Here is a 19,467-nt window from a genome sequence, read left to right on the forward strand (position 1 = left end):
CACCGTAGAATCCGCGCATTTTCGACCAAATCAAGAAGGAAGTGCCATGCGCGCACGATATATCGTTCCGGCTTTCGCCGCCACCGCCGTTCTGCTATTGACCGGCTGTGTCGACAACACCACCACGACTTCCACGACGCCCTCAGGCTCCGGAACCACGATCGAAGCGGATGCCGCAGCCGTCGCGTTGCTCCCCGAAGACATCAAGAGCGCGGGCGTGCTCATTATCGGAACCGACGCGGCGTACCCGCCGAACGAGTACAAGGACGAGTCCGGCGCACCGATCGGCTGGGGCATTGAACTCGCCAACGGCATCGCGGCCAAGCTCGGCCTGGACACCGAGTACGAGATCGCGTCCTTTGACACCATCATTCCCAAAATCACCGGCGGCACCGTCGACATCGGCGAATCCTCGTTCACCGACAACCTCGAACGCGAGAAGCAGGTCGACTTCGTCAACTACTTCAACGCCGGCATCCTCTGGGCCGCGCCGGTCGGCAGTACCGTCGACCCCGACAACGCCTGCGGCCTGGCCGTCGCTGTACAGGCCAACACGGTTGAGCACACCGACGAACTTCCCGCCAAGAACGCGGCCTGTGCCGCCGCCGGGCTGGAGGCAATCGAGGTTTTGCCCTACCCATCGCAGGACGAAGCGACCAACGCGGTCGTGCTCGGCAAGGCTGATGCCCTCAGCGCCGACTCGCCGGTCGCCCTGTATGCCATTTCCAAGGCCGAGGGCAAGCTGGAGCCCGCCGGCGAAAGCTTCGATGTGGCGCCGTACGGCATCACCGTCGACAAGGGTTCGGAACTGACCAAAGCCGTGCAGGCTGCCCTGCAGTCCATGGTTGACGACGGTTCCTACGGCAAGATCCTCTCCGAGTGGGGAGTCACCGACGGTGGCATCGACACCATCACCATCAACGCCGCATCCAACGGCTAGAGAATAAGCGACCCGCATCATGACGAACACGGCCGCGCCCGGCGGCAAGACGGAGCCCGGAATCAAGGCGATTCGCTTGCGCCACCCGTGGCGCAACACCTTCGCGGTCGTGTTACTGCTGCTCGTTGCGCTCTTCATCGCCGATGCGGCGATGCGGCCGGCCTATGACTGGCCAGCCGTCGGCAAGTACCTGTTCGACCAGCGCATCTCGCAGGCGGCGTTCGTCACCCTGCAGCTCACGGTCTACTCGATGGTCATCGCGATCCTTCTCGGCGTGACCCTGGCGATCATGCGGCTGTCGCCCAACCCGGTGGTCAATAGCATGGCCTGGGTGTACCTCTGGATCTTCCGGGGCACCCCGGTCTACGTTCAGCTCGCCTTCTGGGGCCTGATCGGCACGATCTACCAGTCAATCGACATCGGGCTGCCGTTCACCGACCCGTGGGTATCGTTCCCGACCCGGGTCGCGCTGAGCGCCTTCGTCCTCGCAGTCATCGGACTGGCCCTCAACGAAGCCGCCTACATGGCTGAAATCGTGCGCGCCGGCCTGCTCTCGGTCGACAGTGGGCAGGAAGAGGCGGCCAAGGCCCTCGGCATGAGCTGGTTCCAGACCATGGTGCGCGTGGTCGTTCCGCAGTCGATGCGGGTGATTATTCCACCGGCCGGCAACGAGGTCATCTCGATGCTGAAAACGACCTCGCTCGTGGTCGCCATCCCCTTCACTCTCGAGCTCTACACGCGCTCGCGCGACATTGCCGCCATCACCTTCGAGACGGTGCCGATGCTCATCGTCGCGTCGATCTGGTACCTGTTCTTCACCTCGATTCTCATGGTTGGTCAGTACTTTCTCGAGAAGCGGTTCGCCCGCGGCATCGGTGACCGTCGTCCGAACAAGAAAGCGGATGACGCCACCTCGTCGATCACAGGCGTCACGACCGGCGTCACGCATGTCGTCGGCAGCGGCCAACCGACCGTGGTCCTGCCGCCGCAGCTGCCGCGCGAAACGCCGCCGACCGACTCGCCGAAGGGGGACCGCTGATGTCCGCTGTTATTGAGACGCCCATGGTGGTCGCCGACCGTGTCTCCAAGAGCTTCGGCTCCAATGAGGTGCTTAAGAGCATCTCGCTCGAGGTCAAGCGCGGCGAGGTCATGTGCCTGGTCGGGCCGAGCGGATCCGGCAAGTCCACCTTCCTGCGCTGCATCAACCACCTCGAAGTGGTCTCGGCGGGGCGCCTCAGCGTCGACGGTGAGCTCATCGGCTACCGCGAGGCCAACCACAAGCTCTACGAGATGCGCCCCAAGGAGGCCGCTCGGCAGCGCCGGGATATCGGTATGGTCTTCCAGCGCTTCAACCTGTTTCCGCACATGACGGCGCTGCAGAACGTGATGGAAGCACCGATTCGGGTCAAGGGCCTGTCCAGGGCCGGGGTCGAGGCCAACGCCCGCGCCCTGCTGGCTCGGGTCGGGCTTGCCGAACGGGCCGACTATTACCCTGCGCACCTCTCCGGTGGCCAGCAGCAGCGGGTCGCGATCGCCCGTGCCCTCGCGATGGAGCCCAAACTCATGCTGTTCGACGAGCCGACCAGCGCGCTCGACCCCGAGCTCGTCGGTGAGGTGCTCGACGTCATGCAGGGCCTGGCCCGCGATGGCATGACCATGATCGTGGTCACCCACGAGATGGGCTTCGCCCGCGAGGTCGCCGACTCGCTCGTCTTCATGGACGGCGGAGTCGTCGTCGAGAGCGGTATCCCCACCGAGGTTCTCGCCAACCCCCAGCACCACCGCACCCAGGCCTTCCTCTCCAAGGTCCTCTAGCCCCCGCTCTCTACTTTCCGGGCCCGGGCCCGGAAACCGGGCCCATGATGGATCATGGGCCCGGTTCCGTAAGGTGGGCCCGGGCAGCAGAAAGTTACCGGTGCGTGCACTTCGATAGTCACACGCGTGGGGCCGGACAGTCCCGCCACCCGTCGGCTTCGCTTCCATTGCCTCCCGGGCCCGGGCCCGGAAAGTAGGCCCATGATAGATCATGGGCCCGGTTCCGTAAGGTGGGCCCGGGCAGCAGAATACGGCCGTAGCGGCAAACTACCCGGCGAGCACCTTCTGAATCCGCTGCAGCGAGACGGACTCCGCAGCCTTCAGCTCCTGCGCGAACAGGCTGATGCGCAGCTCCTCGATCATCCAGCGGGCGCGCAGGACCGGCGCCGCGGCATCCGCTTTGAGCGGCATCGTGCCGCCGGCGTTCTCGAACCGCGTGGTCGCGGCCTGGGTCTCGTTCATCCAGACCCGGTCACGGCTCGGGTTGTCAACCAGTTTCGGCACCCGGGCGCTGATTCCGCTGAGGTAGCGCGGCAGGTGCCGCAGTTGGGCCAGGCCGGTCTCGCTGGCGAATCCTGGGTAGACCAGGGCCGTCAGCTGTTGGCGGGCATCGCTGATTCCGGGCAGCAAGGCCATGCTGGTCGCGGCCTTGAGCGCCTTGTCGGCCTGTCGATGAGCGGTCAGAATGCGGGCGACCAGGCCGACCGTTTCGAACATGGAGTCCATCACGACTCCCGACACCCGGTCGCGAATGGTATCGAACTCGGCCTTCATGAACACCTGCCCGTCGGGTCGCACCCGAAACAGCACGTCGTCAACCGCGGCGGCGAGGCAATCCTCGAACAGGGCCTGCGTGCTCTTATACGGGCTGGTCGCGAGCGAAAGCTTTTCGGCGGCGGTCAGGTGTTGCTGCACATACGCGGCCGGCGACGGCGTCGCCAGCAGCAGCAGCCGGCGTACCCCGCGGGGCAGCGCGCGCGCCTGCTCCAGCTCGGTGCTCATCATGCGAATCGAAACGGATGCCCCATCATCGACCAGCGTCGGATACCCGCGAATCGTGTTGTCACCCTGCTTCGTGTCGAGAAAGCGCGGGAGCTCGCCGAGGTCCCAGGTGGTGATGCCGCCGCGCTCGATCGCGTTGCTGGGAGCCGCGGCGCTCGTCGCCTTCGCGACGCTCTCCCGAACGCGGGTACCGAGCCGCCGTTGCAGGTCGGCGAGGTCCTTGTCGGCGGCGACCGTGCGCCCACGTTCGTCGGTGACGACGAAGGTCATGCGCAGGTGCGACGGAACCCGGCCCAGCTCGAAGTCGCGCGCGGAAACCGGCACATAGGTGAGCTTCTGAATCAGCGCGGCGAGCGTCTCGGCGAACGAGCCTTGCGGCACCGGCGTCGGCAGTGCCTCCACGATTCCGGGCTCGCTCGGCAGCTCGCCGAGCAGCCGAGCAGCCCAGTCGGCGGCGGGTACGACATTGCGCCGGATGCTTTTCGGCAGCGACTTGATCATGGCGGTCACGAGCTCGGCGCGGAGGCCGGGCACCTGCCAGTCGAAACCGTTCGGCGAGAGGCGGGCGAGCAGCGCGAGCGGAATGCGCACGGTCACGCCGTCGTCTTCTTCGCCGGGTTCGAAACGGTAGCCGAGGGTCAGACGCTGGTCACCCTGCTGCCAGCTCGGCGGAAAGAGCCCCTCGTCGATCTCGGGGGAATCCTCGGCGACGAGCGCGTCGGCGGTCATGGTCAGGAGGTCGGGGGTGTCGAACCGGGCAGTGCGCCACCAGCCCTCGAAGCTCTTGGTCGACGACACGTCGGCCGGAATGCGACGCTGATAGAAGTCGAACACCGCTTCATCATCAAAGAGGATGTCCCGGCGCCGGGTGCGCTCCTCCAACTCGGCCAGTTCCTCCCGCAGCCGAGCATTGGCCCGTTCGAACGCCCACATGCCGGGGTCGCCAGTCTGGCCGGGCCGTCCTCCGCGGCTGGCGCTCGAGCCAACGGCGGGTGCGCGGCCAGCGCCGCGCCCACCGCTGGCGTCGCCGCCGTCGGTTGAGATGCTGACGCGTTCGTTGCGAGATGGTCCGCGGGAGCCGCGATCCGCTTCCTTCTCGGCCGAAGCAGACTGCGGTCCAGACGCGCGGTCCCACTCGCCCTCGACCAGCGCGTGCCGAATGAACAGCTCGCGGGCATACGCCGGGTCGATCCGGGAGAACTGCACGCGGCGGCGGGCCACGATCGGTACGCCGTACAGGGTGACCCGTTCGTAGACGACGGCGGCGCCCTGCTTCATCTCCCAGTGCGGTTCGGAGTAGCTGCGCTTGCACAGGTTGCCGGCGAGCGGTTCGGCCCAGGCTGGGTCGACGACCGCGTTCATGCGGGCGAACAACCGGCTGGTTTCGACCAGTTCGGCGCTCATCACCGCGTTCGGCTGCTTCTTGGCCAGGGTTGAGCCGGGAAACAGCACGAAGCGCTGCTGTCTGGCGCCGACGTAGTCCTTCTTGGCGACGTCCTTCAGCCCGATGTGCGAGAGCAGTCCGGCCAGCAGCGACCGGTGCACGCCGTCGGGGTTGGCGCTCGGTTCACCGAGGTGCAGGCCGAGCGGCTTGGCGAGCTGGCGCAACTGGCGCAAGACGTCTTGCCATTCGCGCACCCGCAGGTAGTTCAGGTACTCGTTCTTGCACAGTCGACGGAAGGCGCTCGAGCCGAGTTCGGACTGTTGCTTCTCGAGGTAGTTCCAAAGGTTGAGCAGGCTGAGAAAGTCGCTCGTCGGGTCGGCGAACCGAGCGTGAAACTGATCGGCTTGCGCGCGCCGTTCGAGTGGGCGCTCCCGCGGATCCTGAATGGTCAGCCCGGCGACGATCGCCATGACTTCCCTACTGGTGCCCTGCGTTTTCGACTCGATCACCATGCGGCCAAAGCGCGGATCGATCGGCAGCTGCGCGAGCTGCTGGCCGATGCGGGTCAGGCGCGGGGTGGCCGGGCCGGCGGCGGCATCCGTTTCAACCGGGCGGCGACCGCTCTTGGTGCGACCGGTACCCTCCGCCTCGATGGCGCCGAGTTCGGCGAGCAGGTCGAGGCCGTCCTTGATATTGCGGCTGTCCGGCGGGGTCAGAAACGGGAACGACGCAATATCGCCGAGGCCGAGCGAGATCATCTGCAGAATGACCGCGGCGAGGTTAGTGCGCAGAATCTCCGGCTCGGTATATTCCGGGCGGCGCATATAGTCTTCTTCGGAATATAACCGAATCGCAATACCGTCGCTGGTGCGGCCGCTGCGGCCGCTGCGCTGGTTGCCAGAGGCCTGCGAGATCGCTTCGATCGGCAACCGCTGCACCTTGGACCGCACGCTGTAGCGGCTGATCCGCGCCGTTCCGGCGTCGATGACATAACGGATGCCCGGCACCGTCAGACTGGTCTCGGCCACGTTGGTCGCGAGCACGATGCGTCGTTTGACCCCGGCCACGGTCGACGGCTGGAACACCCGGTGCTGGTCCGCCGACGATAACCGGCCGTACAGCGGCAGCACCTCGGTGGGATTGCGGCTGGCCGAGGAGGCGTACTTGCCCTGCAGCGCGTCGGCGGCGTCGCGAATCTCGGTCTCGCCGGAAAGGAAGACCAGCACATCACCATTCGACTCCCGTTCGAGCTCGTCGAGAGCCGTGGTGATGCCCTCGATGTAGTCGCGGTCAACCGGGGGAGCGGCATCCGTCGTGTCGTCATCGTCGTCGATGCCGGGCTCGGCCACGAGCGGGCGGTAGCGAATCTCCACCGGGAAGGTGCGACCGGAAACTTCGACGACAGGTGCCGGCGTGCCGTCGGCGGCCGCGAAATGCTTCGCGAAACTGGCCGGGTCGATCGTCGCCGAGGTGATGATGAGCTTGAGATCGGGGCGCTTGGGCAGCAACTGCCGCAAATACCCGAGCAGAAAGTCAATATTGAGGCTGCGCTCATGAGCCTCGTCGATGATGATCGTGTCGTACTTGCGCAGCATGCGGTCGCGGTGAATTTCATTCAAGAGGATGCCGTCGGTCATCAACTTAATGCGCGTATCCGCGCCGACCTTGTCGGTGAACCGCACCTGGTAGCCGACGAGCTGCCCGACCTCCTGGCCGAGCTCCTCGGCAATGCGCTCGGCAATGGTGCGCGCGGCGAGCCGGCGCGGTTGGGTGTGGCCGATGTTCTTACGGCCGAGCTCGAGGCAGATCTTGGGCAGCTGGGTGGTCTTGCCCGACCCGGTCGATCCGGCGACGATCACGACCTGGTGGTCACGAATGGCGCGGGCAATGTCCTCCCGACGCTGGCTGACCGGCAGTTCGGGCGGGAAGGTGATATTGAGCGTTTCCATGAAGTCTCAATATTACTTCGCCCCCACCCGCGACGTGAAAGCGCCCGTGCTGGCCAGCGCGGGCGCTTTCGCGGTCAGTGAACATTGGGGGTTGGGAGAGAGTGTCGAGGACCCCGGCTTATAGGCTGGGGCGATGACGAAATCTGTACCCACCATCACCCTCAACGACGGCCACACGATTCCTCAGCTCGGTTTCGGCGTGTTCAAGGTCGAACCCGACGAAACCACCCGCATTGTGGCCGACGCACTGTCGGTCGGGTACCGCCACATCGACACCGCTGCCATCTACGGTAACGAGGAGGGTGTGGGCAAGGCACTCGCCGCTTCGGCCATCGACCGTTCCGAGCTGTTCATCACAACCAAATTGTGGAACGACCGTCAGGGCACCCAATCAGCCTTTGACGCTTTCGAGGAGAGCCTCGAGAAGCTCGGCCTCGACTACGTCGACCTGTACCTCATTCACTGGCCGGCTCCGGCCAACGACAAGTTTGTCGAGAGCTGGAAGGCCCTCGAAAAGATTCAGGAGTCGGGCCGCGCCCGTTCCATCGGCGTGTCAAACTTTCTGGTGCCGCACCTCGACCGGCTGCTGCACGAGACCAGCATCGTGCCCGCCGTCAACCAGATCGAGCTGCACCCGGCTCACCAGCAGCCGGAGGTCATCGCTTTCGCTCGCGAAAACGGCATCAACATTGAAGCCTGGGGCCCGCTCGGCCAGGGCAAGTACCCCCTGTTCGACGAGCAGGTGATAGCGGATGCTGCCGACGCACACGGCAAGTCGCCAGCGCAGGTCGTCATTCGCTGGCACCTGCAGATCGGCAACATTCTGTTCCCCAAGTCGAACCGCCTCGCGCGCATGACGGAGAACTTCGACGTGTTCGACTTCGAACTGACCCACACCGAGGTGACCATGATCTCCGCGCTCGAGCGCGCCGGCCGAGTCTCGGCTCACCCCAACGAGGTGAACTAGCCAGGTCGCGGGAGCGCGGCGGGTTGGCCCGCGACTCGGCTCACCTTAACGAGGTGAACTAGCCAGGTCGCGGGAGCGCGGCGGGTTGGCCCGCGACTCGGCTCACCTTAACGAGGTGAACTAGCCCGCAGCATCCGCTTAGGCGTGGCCCCGGCGATCGACGGTCTGTGGGGCCACGGGTGTGCAACGGCGTACATTGGGGTGTGCTGCGCTCCCTTGAGCGCGGTTGCGCGCCGCCCCGCAGAAAGAACCCATGAACCCTATTGAATGGCTATTCGACGCGCAGCTGCAGCTTGGCACCCAGACCATTCTCTGGCGCGAGGTCATCGGCAACGCCTTCGGAATTGCGAGCGCCGTCGGGGGCATGCGCCGCAAGATCTGGGCCTGGCCGGTCGGGATCGTCGGCAACGTGCTGTTGTTCACAGTGTTCCTCGGCGCCGTGTTCGGGACGCCGAACCCGGTCAACCTGCTTGGGCAGGCCGGCCGTCAGATCATGTTCATCGTCGTGTCGATCTTCGGCTGGGTGCAGTGGCAGCGCAGCCGCATTTCCGCCGTGCACGTTGCCGTCGCGCCGCACTGGGCTGGCAACCGCACCCGCATTCTGCTCGCCGTTGGGCTGATCGCCGGCACCCTCGTGCTCACCCCGATTTTTCGTGCGCTCGGCTCGTTCGAACCGGTCTGGGCGGATGCCTGGATCTTCACCGGTTCGCTGCTCGCGACCTACGGTATGGCCAAGGGGTGGACCGAGTTCTGGCTGATCTGGGTGGCCGTCGACGTAGTCGGGGTGCCGCTGCTGATCAGCGCCGGCTACTACGCCTCCGCCGTGCTGTATCTGTTCTACGGGGCGTTCACCATTATCGGGTTCATCGTCTGGGGGCGGGTACAACACCGCCGGAGTGCACTGCTCGGCGTCGTTTAGGCCCGGCTCGCTCGAATTGGCCAAGCGGGAGGAGAATGGAACATGCCCAATCACCTCGCCGACGCCATCAGCCCCTACCTCCGCAGCCACGCTGACAACCCGGTGGAGTGGTTCGGCTGGGGCGAGCAGGCCTTCGCCGAAGCGCGCGAGCGGGACGTGCCGGTGCTCGTCTCGATCGGCTACTCCACCTGCCATTGGTGTCATGTCATGGCCAGGGAGAGCTTCAGCGACCCGGCCATCGCGGAGTACCTCAACGCCCACTTCGTGAGCATCAAGGTCGACCGTGAGGAGCACCCCGACGTCGACGCGAGCTACCTGGCCGCGGCAAGCGCGTTTATCGACGGGCTCGGCTGGCCGCTCAACGTGTTCGTCACGCCCGACGGCCGGGCCTTTCATGCCGGAACCTACTTTCCGCCGGTCGGGCAGCCGGGGCATCCGTCATTTCGCGACGTACTGACCGCGGTGACGGATGCGTGGCTCACGCGCCGCGCGGACCTGACGGCGGGCGCGGCTCGGGTCGCAGAGATGCTCGCCGAGTCGGCGCGTGACCTGGCCACGGGAGTCGGCTCCGCGTCCGGCGGTGGGCCCGGTGCTGGACCCGATGCCGACCGGCTCGACCAGGCGGTGGCCGAACTGGTCGCCTACGAGGACGCTTCGTTCGGCGGCTTCGGCGGCGCGCCGAAGTTTCCGGTGGCGCCGGCACTCTCCTTTCTGCTCGGGCACGGTGGGCTCGACGGCCCAGGCCCCGAGCTCGCCGTGCGCACGCTCAAACTCATGGGAGCGTCACCCCTGCGGGACCCGATCGAGGGCGGCTTCTTTCGGTACGCCGTCAATCGCGATTGGAGCGATCCGCACTACGAACGCATGCTCTACGACAACGCCCAACTGCTCGGCCTCTACACCCGCGCCTGGATGCTCACCGAAGCGCCGTGGGCACGCCACGTCGCCGAGGGAATCGCACGCTTTCTCTGCGACGTGATGCAGCTGCCGAGCGGCGGTTTCGCGAGTGCCCAGGATTCGGAGAGCACAGTCGACGGCCAGCGGGTCGAGGGCGGCTACTACGCCCTCGAAGCGAGCGACCGCCTCCGGCAGACCCCGCCAGCCCGCGACGAGAAGGTGCTCACCGGCTGGAACGGCCTCGCCATCCAAGCACTGGCCCGAGCCGGCTTCGCCTTCGACCAGCCCGACGTGATCGCCGCCGCCCGCCGCGCGGCCGACTATCTGCGCGTGCACCACGAGCGCGCTGATGGCACGCTGGTACGCGCCTCCGTCAGCGGATCTGCCTCCGGCGAACGTTCCTCGGATGCGAAGGCCACGTTGGAGGACTACGGCATGTACTCACGGGGACTCCTGGAACTTGCTCTCGTCACCGGTGACGTCACATACGCCACCCAGGCTCGTCACCTGCTCGACAGAACGCTATCGGACACCACCGACGCTGCTGATCGGGCCAGGACAGTGGCCGACCCCGGTGTCAGCACGACGGCATCGAGCCCCGCTTTTCGCCCGCCGCACGGCTCGGATACCGTACTCACCGCGCAGGGCCTGGTCAGCGCCATTGACCCGTCGGAGGGCGCCTACCCCTCCGGACTATCCGCCACGGTCGACGCGGCCGTACTACTCCACCAGCTCACCGGCGACGACCGCTACCGCCGAGCCGCGGCGGCCGGAATCAGCCTGGTCGCCACCCTCGCTCCGCAGCGTCCGCTCGCCTTCGGCGCCGCGCTGCGCCTCTTCGACGAGCTCAACGCCCCGATCCAGCAGCTCGTCATCGTCTCGCCAGACGAGCCAGACGAGCCAGACGAGCCAGACGAGCCAGACGAGCCAGACGGAGTCCGCGCCGACCCCACCAAGCCCGACCCCACCAACCCTGACCCCACCGCCCACGGCGCCACCGGCCTCAACCCCACCCTGCTCGACCTCGCCCGGCGCCATCCGGCTGACGTCGTCGTCGCCGTGACCGAATCGCAGGCCTGCGCCTTCGCCGACGCCGGATTCGACCTCTTTGCCGCTCGAACAGCGCAGACCGGCCAGCCCACCGCGTACCTCTGCCGCGACTTCGTCTGCCAACTGCCGGTCACCGACCCGGCTCAACTGCCGCCGATCGACGCCACCGCCGCGCTTCTGGCCAAAATTGCCGCTGAACAGCAACAATTGGGCGGGCCACACAAGCATTAACATCGGGATACCGCCTACGTCCCACGTTCAGGACCAGCCGAAAGGATCCCTCATGGTTCCCGAAATTAACATCTGGGCCGTGCTCCTGGCCACCGCATCGAGCATGGTCGTCGGCTCGATCTGGTACACCCGCGCGGTCTTCGGCCGGTACTGGATGCAAGCCGTCGGACACACCCAGGAAAGCATGAAGGGCAGCGGCACGGGCGCCATCATCATCACGGTCATCGTCAGCTTCGTCACCGCCTCCGTGCTGGCCGGCGCCGCGGCGATCGCCCAGAACTTCTACGGCGGCAACTTTCTGTTCAACACCCTGCTCACCGGGCTCATCCTCTGGGCCGGATTCACCGCAGCCCGCATGGTCACCCACGACGCCTTCGACCGCCGCCCGGCCGGCCTCACCGTGCTCAACCTGGCCCACGAACTCGTGACCATTCTGCTCATGGCCTTGATTATCGGCCTGTTCGGCATCTCCGCCGTCTAACGTGCACCGACTGTGCGAAACGGATGCCGCAGCATCCGTTTCGCAGGCCCGCCCGTCGTCGCGCGGGTGCAGCAAACTACCGGCATCGGGGACGTACACTGAGGTGAACGCCCCTGCGTGTCACCGGCCGCTGGTCGCTCATCGAGAATCTCGGCGGCACCATACTGAGAGTCAGTTGTTCGAGACACAGGCAGAGCAGCGTTCACGCCGGCTTTTTCGGCCGCACTCCCCGGCGCAGGCACGAATTGCCCCGCGTTTGAGTGCTCCACTTTTTCAAGGAGGACCATGGCGACACTCGATATTCCAGACGCACAACCGGATGCGCGCACGGAATCCCCAGAAGACGGTTACCCCGATTCCTTCGGCGGTGACATTTTTGACACCGACGCTTTTCGTTCCGACTCCGTCGGCTACGACTCGAGCGAACCCGAGCCGCCCACGAACACCGGCCTGATCCCGACTCTCTCCCTCAGCAGCGAGCCCGAGTTGGTGTTGATCACACCGGATGCCCGCACCCGCCGCTTCAACCGTGATGACGTCGTCGTGCGCAAGGGCGAGATCGCGCTCATCAACGGCCACTACACGCCGCACGAGTCCATGGTCAAGGACCTCCTTGCCGTCTACGACGCCCTCACCCGCGCTGGAATCGACTTTCTGCTGGTACGCGGCGACCACAATCGTCCGGTCATCGCCGTCGACCGCAAGCGTCGCAAGGAAATCACTCAGGTTCTGAGCGAGGCGTTCGCCAACGAGCCCTTTTACGCCAAGCCGCTCGACGGCAACGTGAACCAGCAATTTCTCCTCGCCGACGGCGCCCTCACCATGCTGCGCAAGTCCAGCGTTTTTCGGGTCTACCGCCCGCGCATCGAACCGATCGGACGCCTGCGCTACGGAGCCCAGACAGCGTTCCAGTTCGAGTTGTGGCGTTTTGGCGAGGACGAAATCGTCGCTCCGGTCGAAAACGCGCTTATGCGCACTCGGCTGCCGCGCTCCGAGGCCCGCGAAACCACGATCGACCTGTATGGGCGCACCTGGCTGACCCTGCAGAATATGTTCGACGATCTGGCCAGTGATGTCACGTTCGACATCGACCTCGTCTTCAGCTGGGTCGACGGCTCGAGCGACGAGTTCCAGCGGGAACGCGCCAAGCGGATGAAGTCCTATGTCATCGGCGAGGGCGACGATTCGGATGCCCGTTTTCGCCAGATCGACGAGCTTAAGTACGCCCTGCGCAGCGTCTATATGTTTGCACCGTGGATTCGACGCATCTTCATCGCGACCGATTCACCGGCTCCGGAGTGGCTTGCCGAGCATCCCCGCGTCACCATCATGCGCAGCGAAGATTTCTTCGTCGACACGAGCGTGCTGCCCATCCACAATTCGCACGCCGTCGAAAGCCAGCTGCACCACATTCCAGGCCTGGCCGAGCACTTTCTCTACTCCAACGACGACATGTTCTTCGGCCGCCCGGTCGGCCCTGAACTGTTCTTCTCACCGGGCGGAGTGACCAAGTTCGTGGAGGCCTCCACTCGAATCGGACTTGGCGAGAACGACCCGACCCGCAGCGGGTTTGAGAACGCCGCGCGCGTGAACCGAGCGCTGCTGCGTGGCCGGTTCGGCAAGGTCACGACCCGCCACCTCGAGCACACGCCCGCGCCCATGCGCAAGAGCGTACTGCTCGAGCTGGAACAGGAGTTCCCCGCGGACTTCAGCCGCACGGCAGCCAGCCGGTTCCGCTCGGCGACCGACATCTCGGTCACCAACTCGCTGTACCACTATTACGCCCTAATGACCGGGCGTGCGGTCGCGCAGACGCAGGTGCGCTCGCTCTACATCGAGACGACCCTGCGCATCGCCCTGCGTCAGATGAACCATCTGCGCAAGCGCCGCGATCAGGACATGTTCTGTCTGAATGACGGCAGCCACCCGGAAATCACGCCCGATGCGCGGCGCGCCGCGGTCACCGAGTTCCTGAACCTGTACTTTCCCATCGTGGCACCGTGGGAACGGGCCAGCCTGGCCGCTAGTGCAGAACCGGAATCGGCCGTGTCATGGGCGGCTCACGCAGTGCAGGCAGAGTTTCCGACGGCGTGATTTCGACGCCGGAAGCGCGCAGACGACGCGCGCTTTCGGCGGCATCCACGTAGTCGAGCGTTGGGTAGTGGCCGAGCGGAACCACGGAATGCAAAACTGTGCCGGGATAGACGTGCACCAGGTTGAACGCTCGGGCACCATCACGCCCGAGGGTTCCGCCGATGGGAACGTTGAGGTCCTGGGTATAGCAGGTGGCCGACGCTACCGACACGGTGATGCCGGCGAACATGGCCATCGATGAATAGTGCAGGTGGCCGGCAATGATGCTGCGCACATCGGTGCCGCGGAGCACGTCGGCCAGACGGTCCTGGTCGCGCAGCTCGACGGCGGTGGCCAGGTCGAGCACGCTCGGAATGGGCGGGTGATGCATCGCCAGAATCGTGCCGTCGAGGGCCGGTACGCGCAGCTCTTCACTGAGCCACTGCAGCTGTTGGTCGGTCACGGCGCCGTAGTGGTGACCGGGCACCGAGGTGTCGAGGGTGATCAGGCGCAGGCCGTTGAGGTCGTAGGACCGGTCGATCGGCGCGTCGCTGGCCACCTCACCGAACAGTTCGGTGCGAAAAGCCGAACGATTGTCGTGGTTGCCCATGACCCAGACGATTCGGGCGCCGAGACGCTCAGCGACCGGCTCCACGATCTGACGCAGCAGCTGGTAGGCGCCGGGCTCACCCTTGTCGGCGAGATCACCGGTGACGACGATGGCCTCTGGCTGGGCTCCGGAGGCCTCGACCTCGGCGAACAGCTCGGCCAGGCGGGCTTCAACGTTGACGCTGCCATAGAGTTTCGAGCCCCCCGCCAGCAGGTGGGTGTCGCTCAGGTGTAACAGGAAATGATCCGGCCGGGGGTATTCAGCCGTTCGAAAGCTCACGGAGCGTCCATTCGTTTGTCGCGGACGCGCTTTGCCGGCGCGCTTTCACGATGCTTGCCACTATTCGATCAGACGTACTTGAACAACCGGTGTACGCCACACCTTAATCCTGCATCGGGCGGGGTAAATGGGCAAGTGCCGTTATTGAATCGTGCTCAGGATCCGTACCCCAGGCTGGCCGCATGGCTCGATACGTACGCATTGAGGAATTTGGTGGCCCAGGCGTTCTGAGCATCGTGCACGACGAGCAGCCGCGCCGGTTGTGACTGCCGCCCTCGACTACAACGGCGCCGCGATCATCGATGCGGCACTCGAGCTGGGCGTTCCCGGCGGGCCGATCAACACGATCGCCGCGCGTGGCCACCGGGCTGGCGCCGGCATTACCGAGGTGGGCGGACAGGCCGCGGATATTGACGACCTCCGTGCCCTCTCCGCGCTGATCGCGAGCGGGGAGATGGTGCTGCCGATCGACCGGGTGTTCCCGCTCGAGCAGGTGCAGGGCGCCTACCGCCACCTGATGGCCGGGCACCTGCGCGGCAAGGTCGTGCTCGCGACCCGGTAGGCGAGTCTCGGTTGCTCGGGGCTACGGTCCGGCCGTTCCTGGCCGGGAAAGGGGCTCGCCGGCGCGGCACGCTGGCTGGCCTGCGATTTATTCCGGAGACGTGGCCGCTCCAGGCCGACCTGCTCGGGCTCCCAGCCGGTTGTGGCATGCTTGACCGTGCGCACCAGATCCAAACCGAACGCTCCGCTACAGGGGGCGTATGGCTACCTCGCCGGAGCCGCGCTGATCGCGCTCGTATTCGTCGGTCTCTACCTTTTTTTCGTGCGGGGCCATGCCGGCCAGGAGGCCGACCAGCTCGCCTATAACGGCGCCGAATTCGGCCGCCGCAGCATCACCCCGTTCACCGGTCGGGTGCTCGACTCTGTGCCCGATGTGGCCGTGGTGTTCGGCGTCGTGCTGACCGCGATCATCGCGCTCGTGCGCCGCAACTGGCGCACCCTGCTCGTCGCCCTGGTGGCTGCCGGGGCAGCGACGGCGACCGCGCAGCTGCTCAAGTACGGCATCCTGGCCCGCCCCGATCTGGCCGTCGAGGGCTACGCCGGAAACTCTTTCCCGTCGGGGCATACGACGGTGGCGGCGGCATCCGCTCTCGTGGTGTTTCTGGTGGCGAGCCCGCGCACCCGGCCAATAGTCGCCGGCTGGGGCACCGCCTTCGCCGTGCTGGCCGGGGTCGCAACGCTCGCCAACCAGTGGCATCGGCCCAGTGACGTGATTGCCGGGCTGCTCTGGGTTGCCTTCTGGGGCTGCCTGGCCGGTGCCGTGCTGGCCTGGCCGCGGGCGGGGGTGCTGCCCCGCGCCGCCGGCGACGGCTCCAGCTCGCGGTGGCCCGCCTTCATCGGCCTGCGCCGATCCACCATTCGCGTTATTCGCTGGCTGTCGGTCGGCTTCGGTGCTGTCTCCGTGCTGGCCTTTGTCGCTACCCTCGTGGTGAACAGCAGCCTGTTCGACAGCGTCGGAACGTTGGGCACCGTCGTCGCCTATTTCGGTGGCGTCGCGGCCATCGTTACCGCAGGCTTGCTGCTGGCGCTCAGCGGAACGCGGCTGTTCGCCCGCCTTCCGTAGATTTCGCTCGCTGCCCGTTCACAACCAGCTTGACGCAGAGGGTGTTCCGACAATCTCCGCAGTTATGCACGGCAGCTGGGAGTTCTGTGGCCTGGCACCCCCGAAAAGCTGTGTCGGGCCGATTTTTCGGCGCACTAGGGCTGTACGGAACAGAAGTCGCGTGCGACACTGACTCATGGCCGTCACGCTGAGAGCGCTCCAGACCGTAGTACCCCCGACGATTCTGATCCAGGAGCAGGTGCGCGATATCTTCGCCGCCCAGCCCGGACTCAGCCGGCTAGCTCAACGGCTGGTCAGCACCAGTTTCAACGTGTCGGGTATCGAGACGCGACATACCGTGATCGCCGAGCTGACCCTTGACAACGATTCGACCGAACCGCAGTTCTTCGACGCGCACAAACAGCTGCTGCTCATGCCGAGCACCCGGGTGCGCAACGAGCTCTACATCGAAGAAGCCACCAAACTGTTCGTCGAGGCCGGCCGCCGGGCGCTCGCCGCCTGCGGCGATATTCGTCCCGAAGACATAACGCACGTTGTCACCGTTTCCTGCACCGGGTTCTACGCGCCCGGCCCCGACTACATGCTCGTGCGGGAGCTTGGCCTGAACGCCAGCACGCAGCGCTACCACCTGGGATTCATGGGCTGCTACGCAGCGATGCCGGCCCTCCGCACCGCGAAGCAGTTCGTTGAGGCCGACCCGAACGCGGTCGTGCTGGTGGTCAGCGCCGAACTCTGCTCGCTGCACCTGCGTACCTCGAGCGATCCAGATACCATCGTCGCCTCCTCGCTATTCTCCGACGGCGCGGCCGCCGGCATCGTCAGCGCGCGGGCCCCGCTCGCGGGCGAGAAGGCTTTGGGCCTCGACCTGTTCGAAACGGTGATCACGCCGGTCGGCGAGGGCGACATGGCCTGGAAAATCGGCGACGAGGGCTTCGAGATGATTCTGAGCACCTACGTTCCGCACATAATTGACGAGCACATTGAGGGCGCGCTCGCCCCACTGTTCGCCCGCGATGTGTCGATCACCGGGCAGCTCGCAGCCACTGCTTCCCTCGAAGCGGATGCCGTCGGCTCGACTCTGGGCGCGGCAGTGCTCACCCTCGCGCCCCCCGCCACGCTCAGTTCGGTGATCGAGCATTGGGCGATCCACCCCGGCGGCCGCAGCATTCTCGACAAGACCGAGGCGAAGCTCGAGCTGCGCCCCGACCAGCTGCTTCCCTCGCGCCAGACGCTGCGCACCAACGGCAATATGAGCAGCGCGACCATTTTGTTCGTGATGAAGGCCATTCTCGACGGTCCGGCCACGGCCGACGGCGAGCGGGTCTGCGCCATGGCGTTCGGCCCCGGACTCACCGTGGAGTCCGGCCTGATGACCGTGATCGAGGGCTGAATGGCCCTTCCCTCCCTGCGCGTGCGCGCCCACGACGCGGTGGAGATCATGGATTCCCCGCTCTGTGACCCGACCATGCTCACCCGCACCTATCAGGATTTTCGCGTGGTCAATGCGGTCGTCTCGGGCTGGTGGGGGATCTATCGCCGCAGCATCCGCCCCGCCCTGTCAACCACGACCGAACTGACGCTGCTCGATGTCGGATCGGGCGGCGGCGATGTGTCGCGGGCGCTGGCCGGCTGGGCGGTGCGTGACGGCCTGCGGCTGAGGGTGACCGGCATCGATCCGGATGCCCGCGCGCACGTCTTCGCGACCAGCCAGCCGAAGATTGCCGGGCTGACTTTTCGGCGGGCGCTGAGCTCGGATCTTGTCGCGGAGGGCGAGCACTATGACTTCGTGGTCTCCAACCATGTGCTGCACCACCTGAGCGTCGACGAGCTCAAGAGGCTGCTCGTGGACTCCGAGGCGCTCGCACGGCGTCGGGTGCTGCACGCCGATCTCGAACGCTCGAACTTCGCCTACCTCGGGTTCGCGGCGGCTACCTGGCCGTTCTTTCGACACTCCTATATTCGGCCGGACGGGCTCACCTCGATTCAACGCAGCTACACCGCCGTCGAGCTGCGGGCCGCGGTGCCCGCTGGGTGGACGGTGTCGCGCGGCAGGCCGTCGCGGCTCGTGCTGGGCTGGGAAGCAGCGGATGCGTGACGTTGTCATCGTCGGTGGCGGGCCGGTCGGTACGATGCTCGCCTGTGTGCTCGCCGTCGGCGGGCTCGATGTTGAGGTAGTCGAGCAGCGCGAGCTGCCGTCGCTGCGCTCGCGGGCGATCGGCATCCACCCGCCGTCGCTCCGCGCCCTCGCCTCTATCGGTGTCGCCGACGCCCTGCTCGACCGGGCGGTACGCATTCACCAGGGGGAGGTGCGCTGCGACGGCCGCAGGCTCGGGCAGCTGTCGTTTGAGCGGGCAGCGCCGGAATATCCATTCGTGGTCGCGGTGCCGCAATACGAGACGGAGGCCCTGTTGCGCGCCCGGTTCGACCAGCTCAGGCCGGGGCAGTATCGCAGCGGTGTGACGGTGACCGGATTGCACGATCGCGGCGATGCCGTCGTGCTCTCGACCGACGCCGGCCCAATCGAGGCGCGCTATGTGATTGGCGCGGACGGTGCCCGCAGCCGCGTGCGGGCGGCGGCCGGCATCGCCTGGCGGCAGCTCGGCCGCAGCGAAACCTATCTCATGGGCGACTTCGCCGACCCCGATCCGGGCGACACCGGTGCGGTGCTCTATTTCGAGCGCGGCGGCGTGGTGGAGTCCTTTCCACTGCCCGGCGGCCGGCGCCGCTGGGTGGCGATGACCGATTTTCTCGCCACGGAAGCCGACAGCGCCGACCTGGCCGCGCTCGTCCGTCATCGAACCGACGTCAGGGTGGCCGAACCGCTCGGGGCAGCGAGCGCCTTCGGAGTGCAGCAGCGGCTTGCAGGACGCATGAGGGCTGGCCGCATCGTGCTGGTCGGCGACGCCGCGCATCAGATTAGTCCGATCGGCGGGCAGGGCATGAACCTGGGCTGGCTCGACGCCGTTGCGCTCGCGCCGGCGCTGCAGCGGGCGCTGCTGGAGCCGGCGGTGGCGGCGTCCGTTCTGGGGGGTTACGACCGTTCCCGCCGAAGTGCCGCTCACCGCGCGGCCGTGCAGGCCGGATTCAACATGAATATGGGCCGGCCAGCCCATGGCCTGCGGCTCGGTGCCCGCAACGCCCTCGTGCGTTCGCTCACCCTGCCGCCGGCCAACGAACTCGTCGCCTGCGCGTTCACGATGCGCTGGCTGTGACCTGACGGGTAGGTCGCCGGGCTAACGTACGACA

General features: G+C 66.2%; 15 protein-coding genes. 13 read left to right on the top strand and 2 right to left on the bottom strand.

Annotated features, from left to right (window positions below; all coding sequences use genetic code 11):
• The first annotated feature begins 46 nt into the window (after positions 1 to 46).
• From E3T46_RS13530 to E3T46_RS13540, 3 genes are read left to right on the top strand one after another with little or no spacing between them, the layout of a single operon-like run.
• The gene (locus tag E3T46_RS13530; protein ID WP_134578938.1) at positions 47 to 940 is read left to right on the top strand and encodes an ABC transporter substrate-binding protein; all 894 of its coding nucleotides are present in this window, start codon (positions 47 to 49) and stop codon (positions 938 to 940) included.
• A 19-nt stretch (positions 941 to 959) separates the two neighbouring features.
• Entirely contained in the window at positions 960 to 1,979 is a 1,020-nt protein-coding gene (locus E3T46_RS13535; protein ID WP_134578939.1) for an amino acid ABC transporter permease, read from the top strand.
• Between the two features lie 23 nt (positions 1,980 to 2,002).
• On the top strand, positions 2,003 to 2,755 hold the full coding sequence (locus E3T46_RS13540; protein ID WP_166787452.1) for an amino acid ABC transporter ATP-binding protein: 753 nt from the start codon (positions 2,003 to 2,005) through the stop codon (positions 2,753 to 2,755).
• A gap of 267 nt (positions 2,756 to 3,022) precedes the next feature.
• On the opposite strand, the gene hrpA is transcribed toward E3T46_RS13540, so the two are convergent.
• The gene (gene hrpA / locus E3T46_RS18560) at positions 3,023 to 7,090 is read right to left on the bottom strand and encodes an ATP-dependent RNA helicase HrpA (RefSeq protein ID WP_241980749.1); all 4,068 of its coding nucleotides are present in this window, start codon (positions 7,088 to 7,090) and stop codon (positions 3,023 to 3,025) included.
• Positions 7,091 to 7,223: 133 nt separating this feature from the next.
• Here hrpA and E3T46_RS13555 point away from each other — a divergent pair, with 133 nt between their 5' ends.
• The 5 genes from E3T46_RS13555 (at position 7,224) to E3T46_RS13575 (ending at position 13,729) form a co-directional block, all read left to right on the top strand.
• Positions 7,224 to 8,057: an aldo/keto reductase gene (locus E3T46_RS13555; RefSeq protein ID WP_104133302.1), complete on the top strand. Its 834-nt coding sequence runs from the start codon at positions 7,224 to 7,226 to the stop codon at positions 8,055 to 8,057.
• A 253-nt stretch (positions 8,058 to 8,310) separates the two neighbouring features.
• Positions 8,311 to 8,976 carry a nicotinamide riboside transporter PnuC gene (gene pnuC / locus E3T46_RS13560; protein WP_134578940.1) on the top strand — a complete coding sequence of 222 codons (666 nt, stop codon included), beginning with the start codon at positions 8,311 to 8,313 and terminating at the stop codon, positions 8,974 to 8,976.
• 42 nt (positions 8,977 to 9,018) lie between these two features.
• The gene (locus E3T46_RS13565) at positions 9,019 to 11,154 is read left to right on the top strand and encodes a thioredoxin domain-containing protein (protein ID WP_134578941.1); all 2,136 of its coding nucleotides are present in this window, start codon (positions 9,019 to 9,021) and stop codon (positions 11,152 to 11,154) included.
• A gap of 52 nt (positions 11,155 to 11,206) precedes the next feature.
• A complete protein-coding gene (locus tag E3T46_RS13570; protein WP_134578942.1) occupies positions 11,207 to 11,635 on the top strand; it encodes a DUF1761 domain-containing protein in 429 nt (142 codons plus the stop codon).
• 285 nt (positions 11,636 to 11,920) lie between these two features.
• On the top strand, positions 11,921 to 13,729 hold the full coding sequence (locus E3T46_RS13575) for a stealth family protein (RefSeq protein ID WP_134578943.1): 1,809 nt from the start codon (positions 11,921 to 11,923) through the stop codon (positions 13,727 to 13,729).
• Here the strand turns inward: E3T46_RS13575 and E3T46_RS13580 are convergent.
• On the bottom strand, positions 13,659 to 14,597 hold the full coding sequence (locus tag E3T46_RS13580; protein WP_134578944.1) for a phosphodiesterase: 939 nt from the start codon (positions 14,595 to 14,597) through the stop codon (positions 13,659 to 13,661). The genes E3T46_RS13575 and E3T46_RS13580 overlap by 71 nt on opposite strands.
• Positions 14,598 to 14,859: 262 nt before the next feature.
• Between E3T46_RS13580 and E3T46_RS13585 the strand changes: the two genes are divergently transcribed.
• The 5 genes from E3T46_RS13585 (at position 14,860) to E3T46_RS13605 (ending at position 19,433) form a co-directional block, all read left to right on the top strand.
• Positions 14,860 to 15,159: a zinc-binding dehydrogenase gene (locus E3T46_RS13585; RefSeq protein ID WP_166790283.1), complete on the top strand. Its 300-nt coding sequence runs from the start codon at positions 14,860 to 14,862 to the stop codon at positions 15,157 to 15,159.
• Between the two features lie 156 nt (positions 15,160 to 15,315).
• Positions 15,316 to 16,221: a phosphatase PAP2 family protein gene (locus tag E3T46_RS13590; RefSeq protein WP_166790284.1), complete on the top strand. Its 906-nt coding sequence runs from the start codon at positions 15,316 to 15,318 to the stop codon at positions 16,219 to 16,221.
• A gap of 175 nt (positions 16,222 to 16,396) precedes the next feature.
• Positions 16,397 to 17,611: a type III polyketide synthase gene (locus E3T46_RS13595; protein ID WP_134578947.1), complete on the top strand. Its 1,215-nt coding sequence runs from the start codon at positions 16,397 to 16,399 to the stop codon at positions 17,609 to 17,611.
• Entirely contained in the window at positions 17,612 to 18,316 is a 705-nt protein-coding gene (locus E3T46_RS13600; RefSeq protein ID WP_134578948.1) for a class I SAM-dependent methyltransferase, read from the top strand.
• A complete protein-coding gene (locus E3T46_RS13605; protein ID WP_134578949.1) occupies positions 18,309 to 19,433 on the top strand; it encodes an NAD(P)/FAD-dependent oxidoreductase in 1,125 nt (374 codons plus the stop codon). Before E3T46_RS13600 ends, E3T46_RS13605 begins: the two co-directional genes overlap by 8 nt.
• Positions 19,434 to 19,467 lie beyond the last annotated feature (34 nt).

It is taken from the genome of Cryobacterium sp. Hh11, assembly GCF_004404045.1.
Lineage (GTDB): Bacteria > Actinomycetota > Actinomycetes > Actinomycetales > Microbacteriaceae > Cryobacterium > Cryobacterium levicorallinum.

Excerpts from the sequence above, each read along its gene's own strand:
- E3T46_RS13530 (WP_134578938.1), top strand. The coding sequence starts at position 47 with ATGCGCGCACGATATATCGTTCCGGCTTTCGCCGCCACCGCCGTTCTG.
- E3T46_RS13535 (WP_134578939.1), top strand. The coding sequence starts at position 960 with ATGACGAACACGGCCGCGCCCGGCGGCAAGACGGAGCCCGGAATCAAG.
- E3T46_RS13540 (WP_166787452.1), top strand. The coding sequence starts at position 2,003 with ATGGTGGTCGCCGACCGTGTCTCCAAGAGCTTCGGCTCCAATGAGGTG.
- hrpA (WP_241980749.1), bottom strand. The coding sequence starts at position 7,090 with ATGGAAACGCTCAATATCACCTTCCCGCCCGAACTGCCGGTCAGCCAG.
- E3T46_RS13555 (WP_104133302.1), top strand. The coding sequence starts at position 7,224 with ATGACGAAATCTGTACCCACCATCACCCTCAACGACGGCCACACGATT.
- pnuC (WP_134578940.1), top strand. The coding sequence starts at position 8,311 with ATGAACCCTATTGAATGGCTATTCGACGCGCAGCTGCAGCTTGGCACC.
- E3T46_RS13565 (WP_134578941.1), top strand. The coding sequence starts at position 9,019 with ATGCCCAATCACCTCGCCGACGCCATCAGCCCCTACCTCCGCAGCCAC.
- E3T46_RS13570 (WP_134578942.1), top strand. The coding sequence starts at position 11,207 with ATGGTTCCCGAAATTAACATCTGGGCCGTGCTCCTGGCCACCGCATCG.
- E3T46_RS13575 (WP_134578943.1), top strand. The coding sequence starts at position 11,921 with ATGGCGACACTCGATATTCCAGACGCACAACCGGATGCGCGCACGGAA.
- E3T46_RS13595 (WP_134578947.1), top strand. The coding sequence starts at position 16,397 with ATGGCCGTCACGCTGAGAGCGCTCCAGACCGTAGTACCCCCGACGATT.
- E3T46_RS13600 (WP_134578948.1), top strand. The coding sequence starts at position 17,612 with ATGGCCCTTCCCTCCCTGCGCGTGCGCGCCCACGACGCGGTGGAGATC.
- E3T46_RS13605 (WP_134578949.1), top strand. The coding sequence starts at position 18,309 with ATGCGTGACGTTGTCATCGTCGGTGGCGGGCCGGTCGGTACGATGCTC.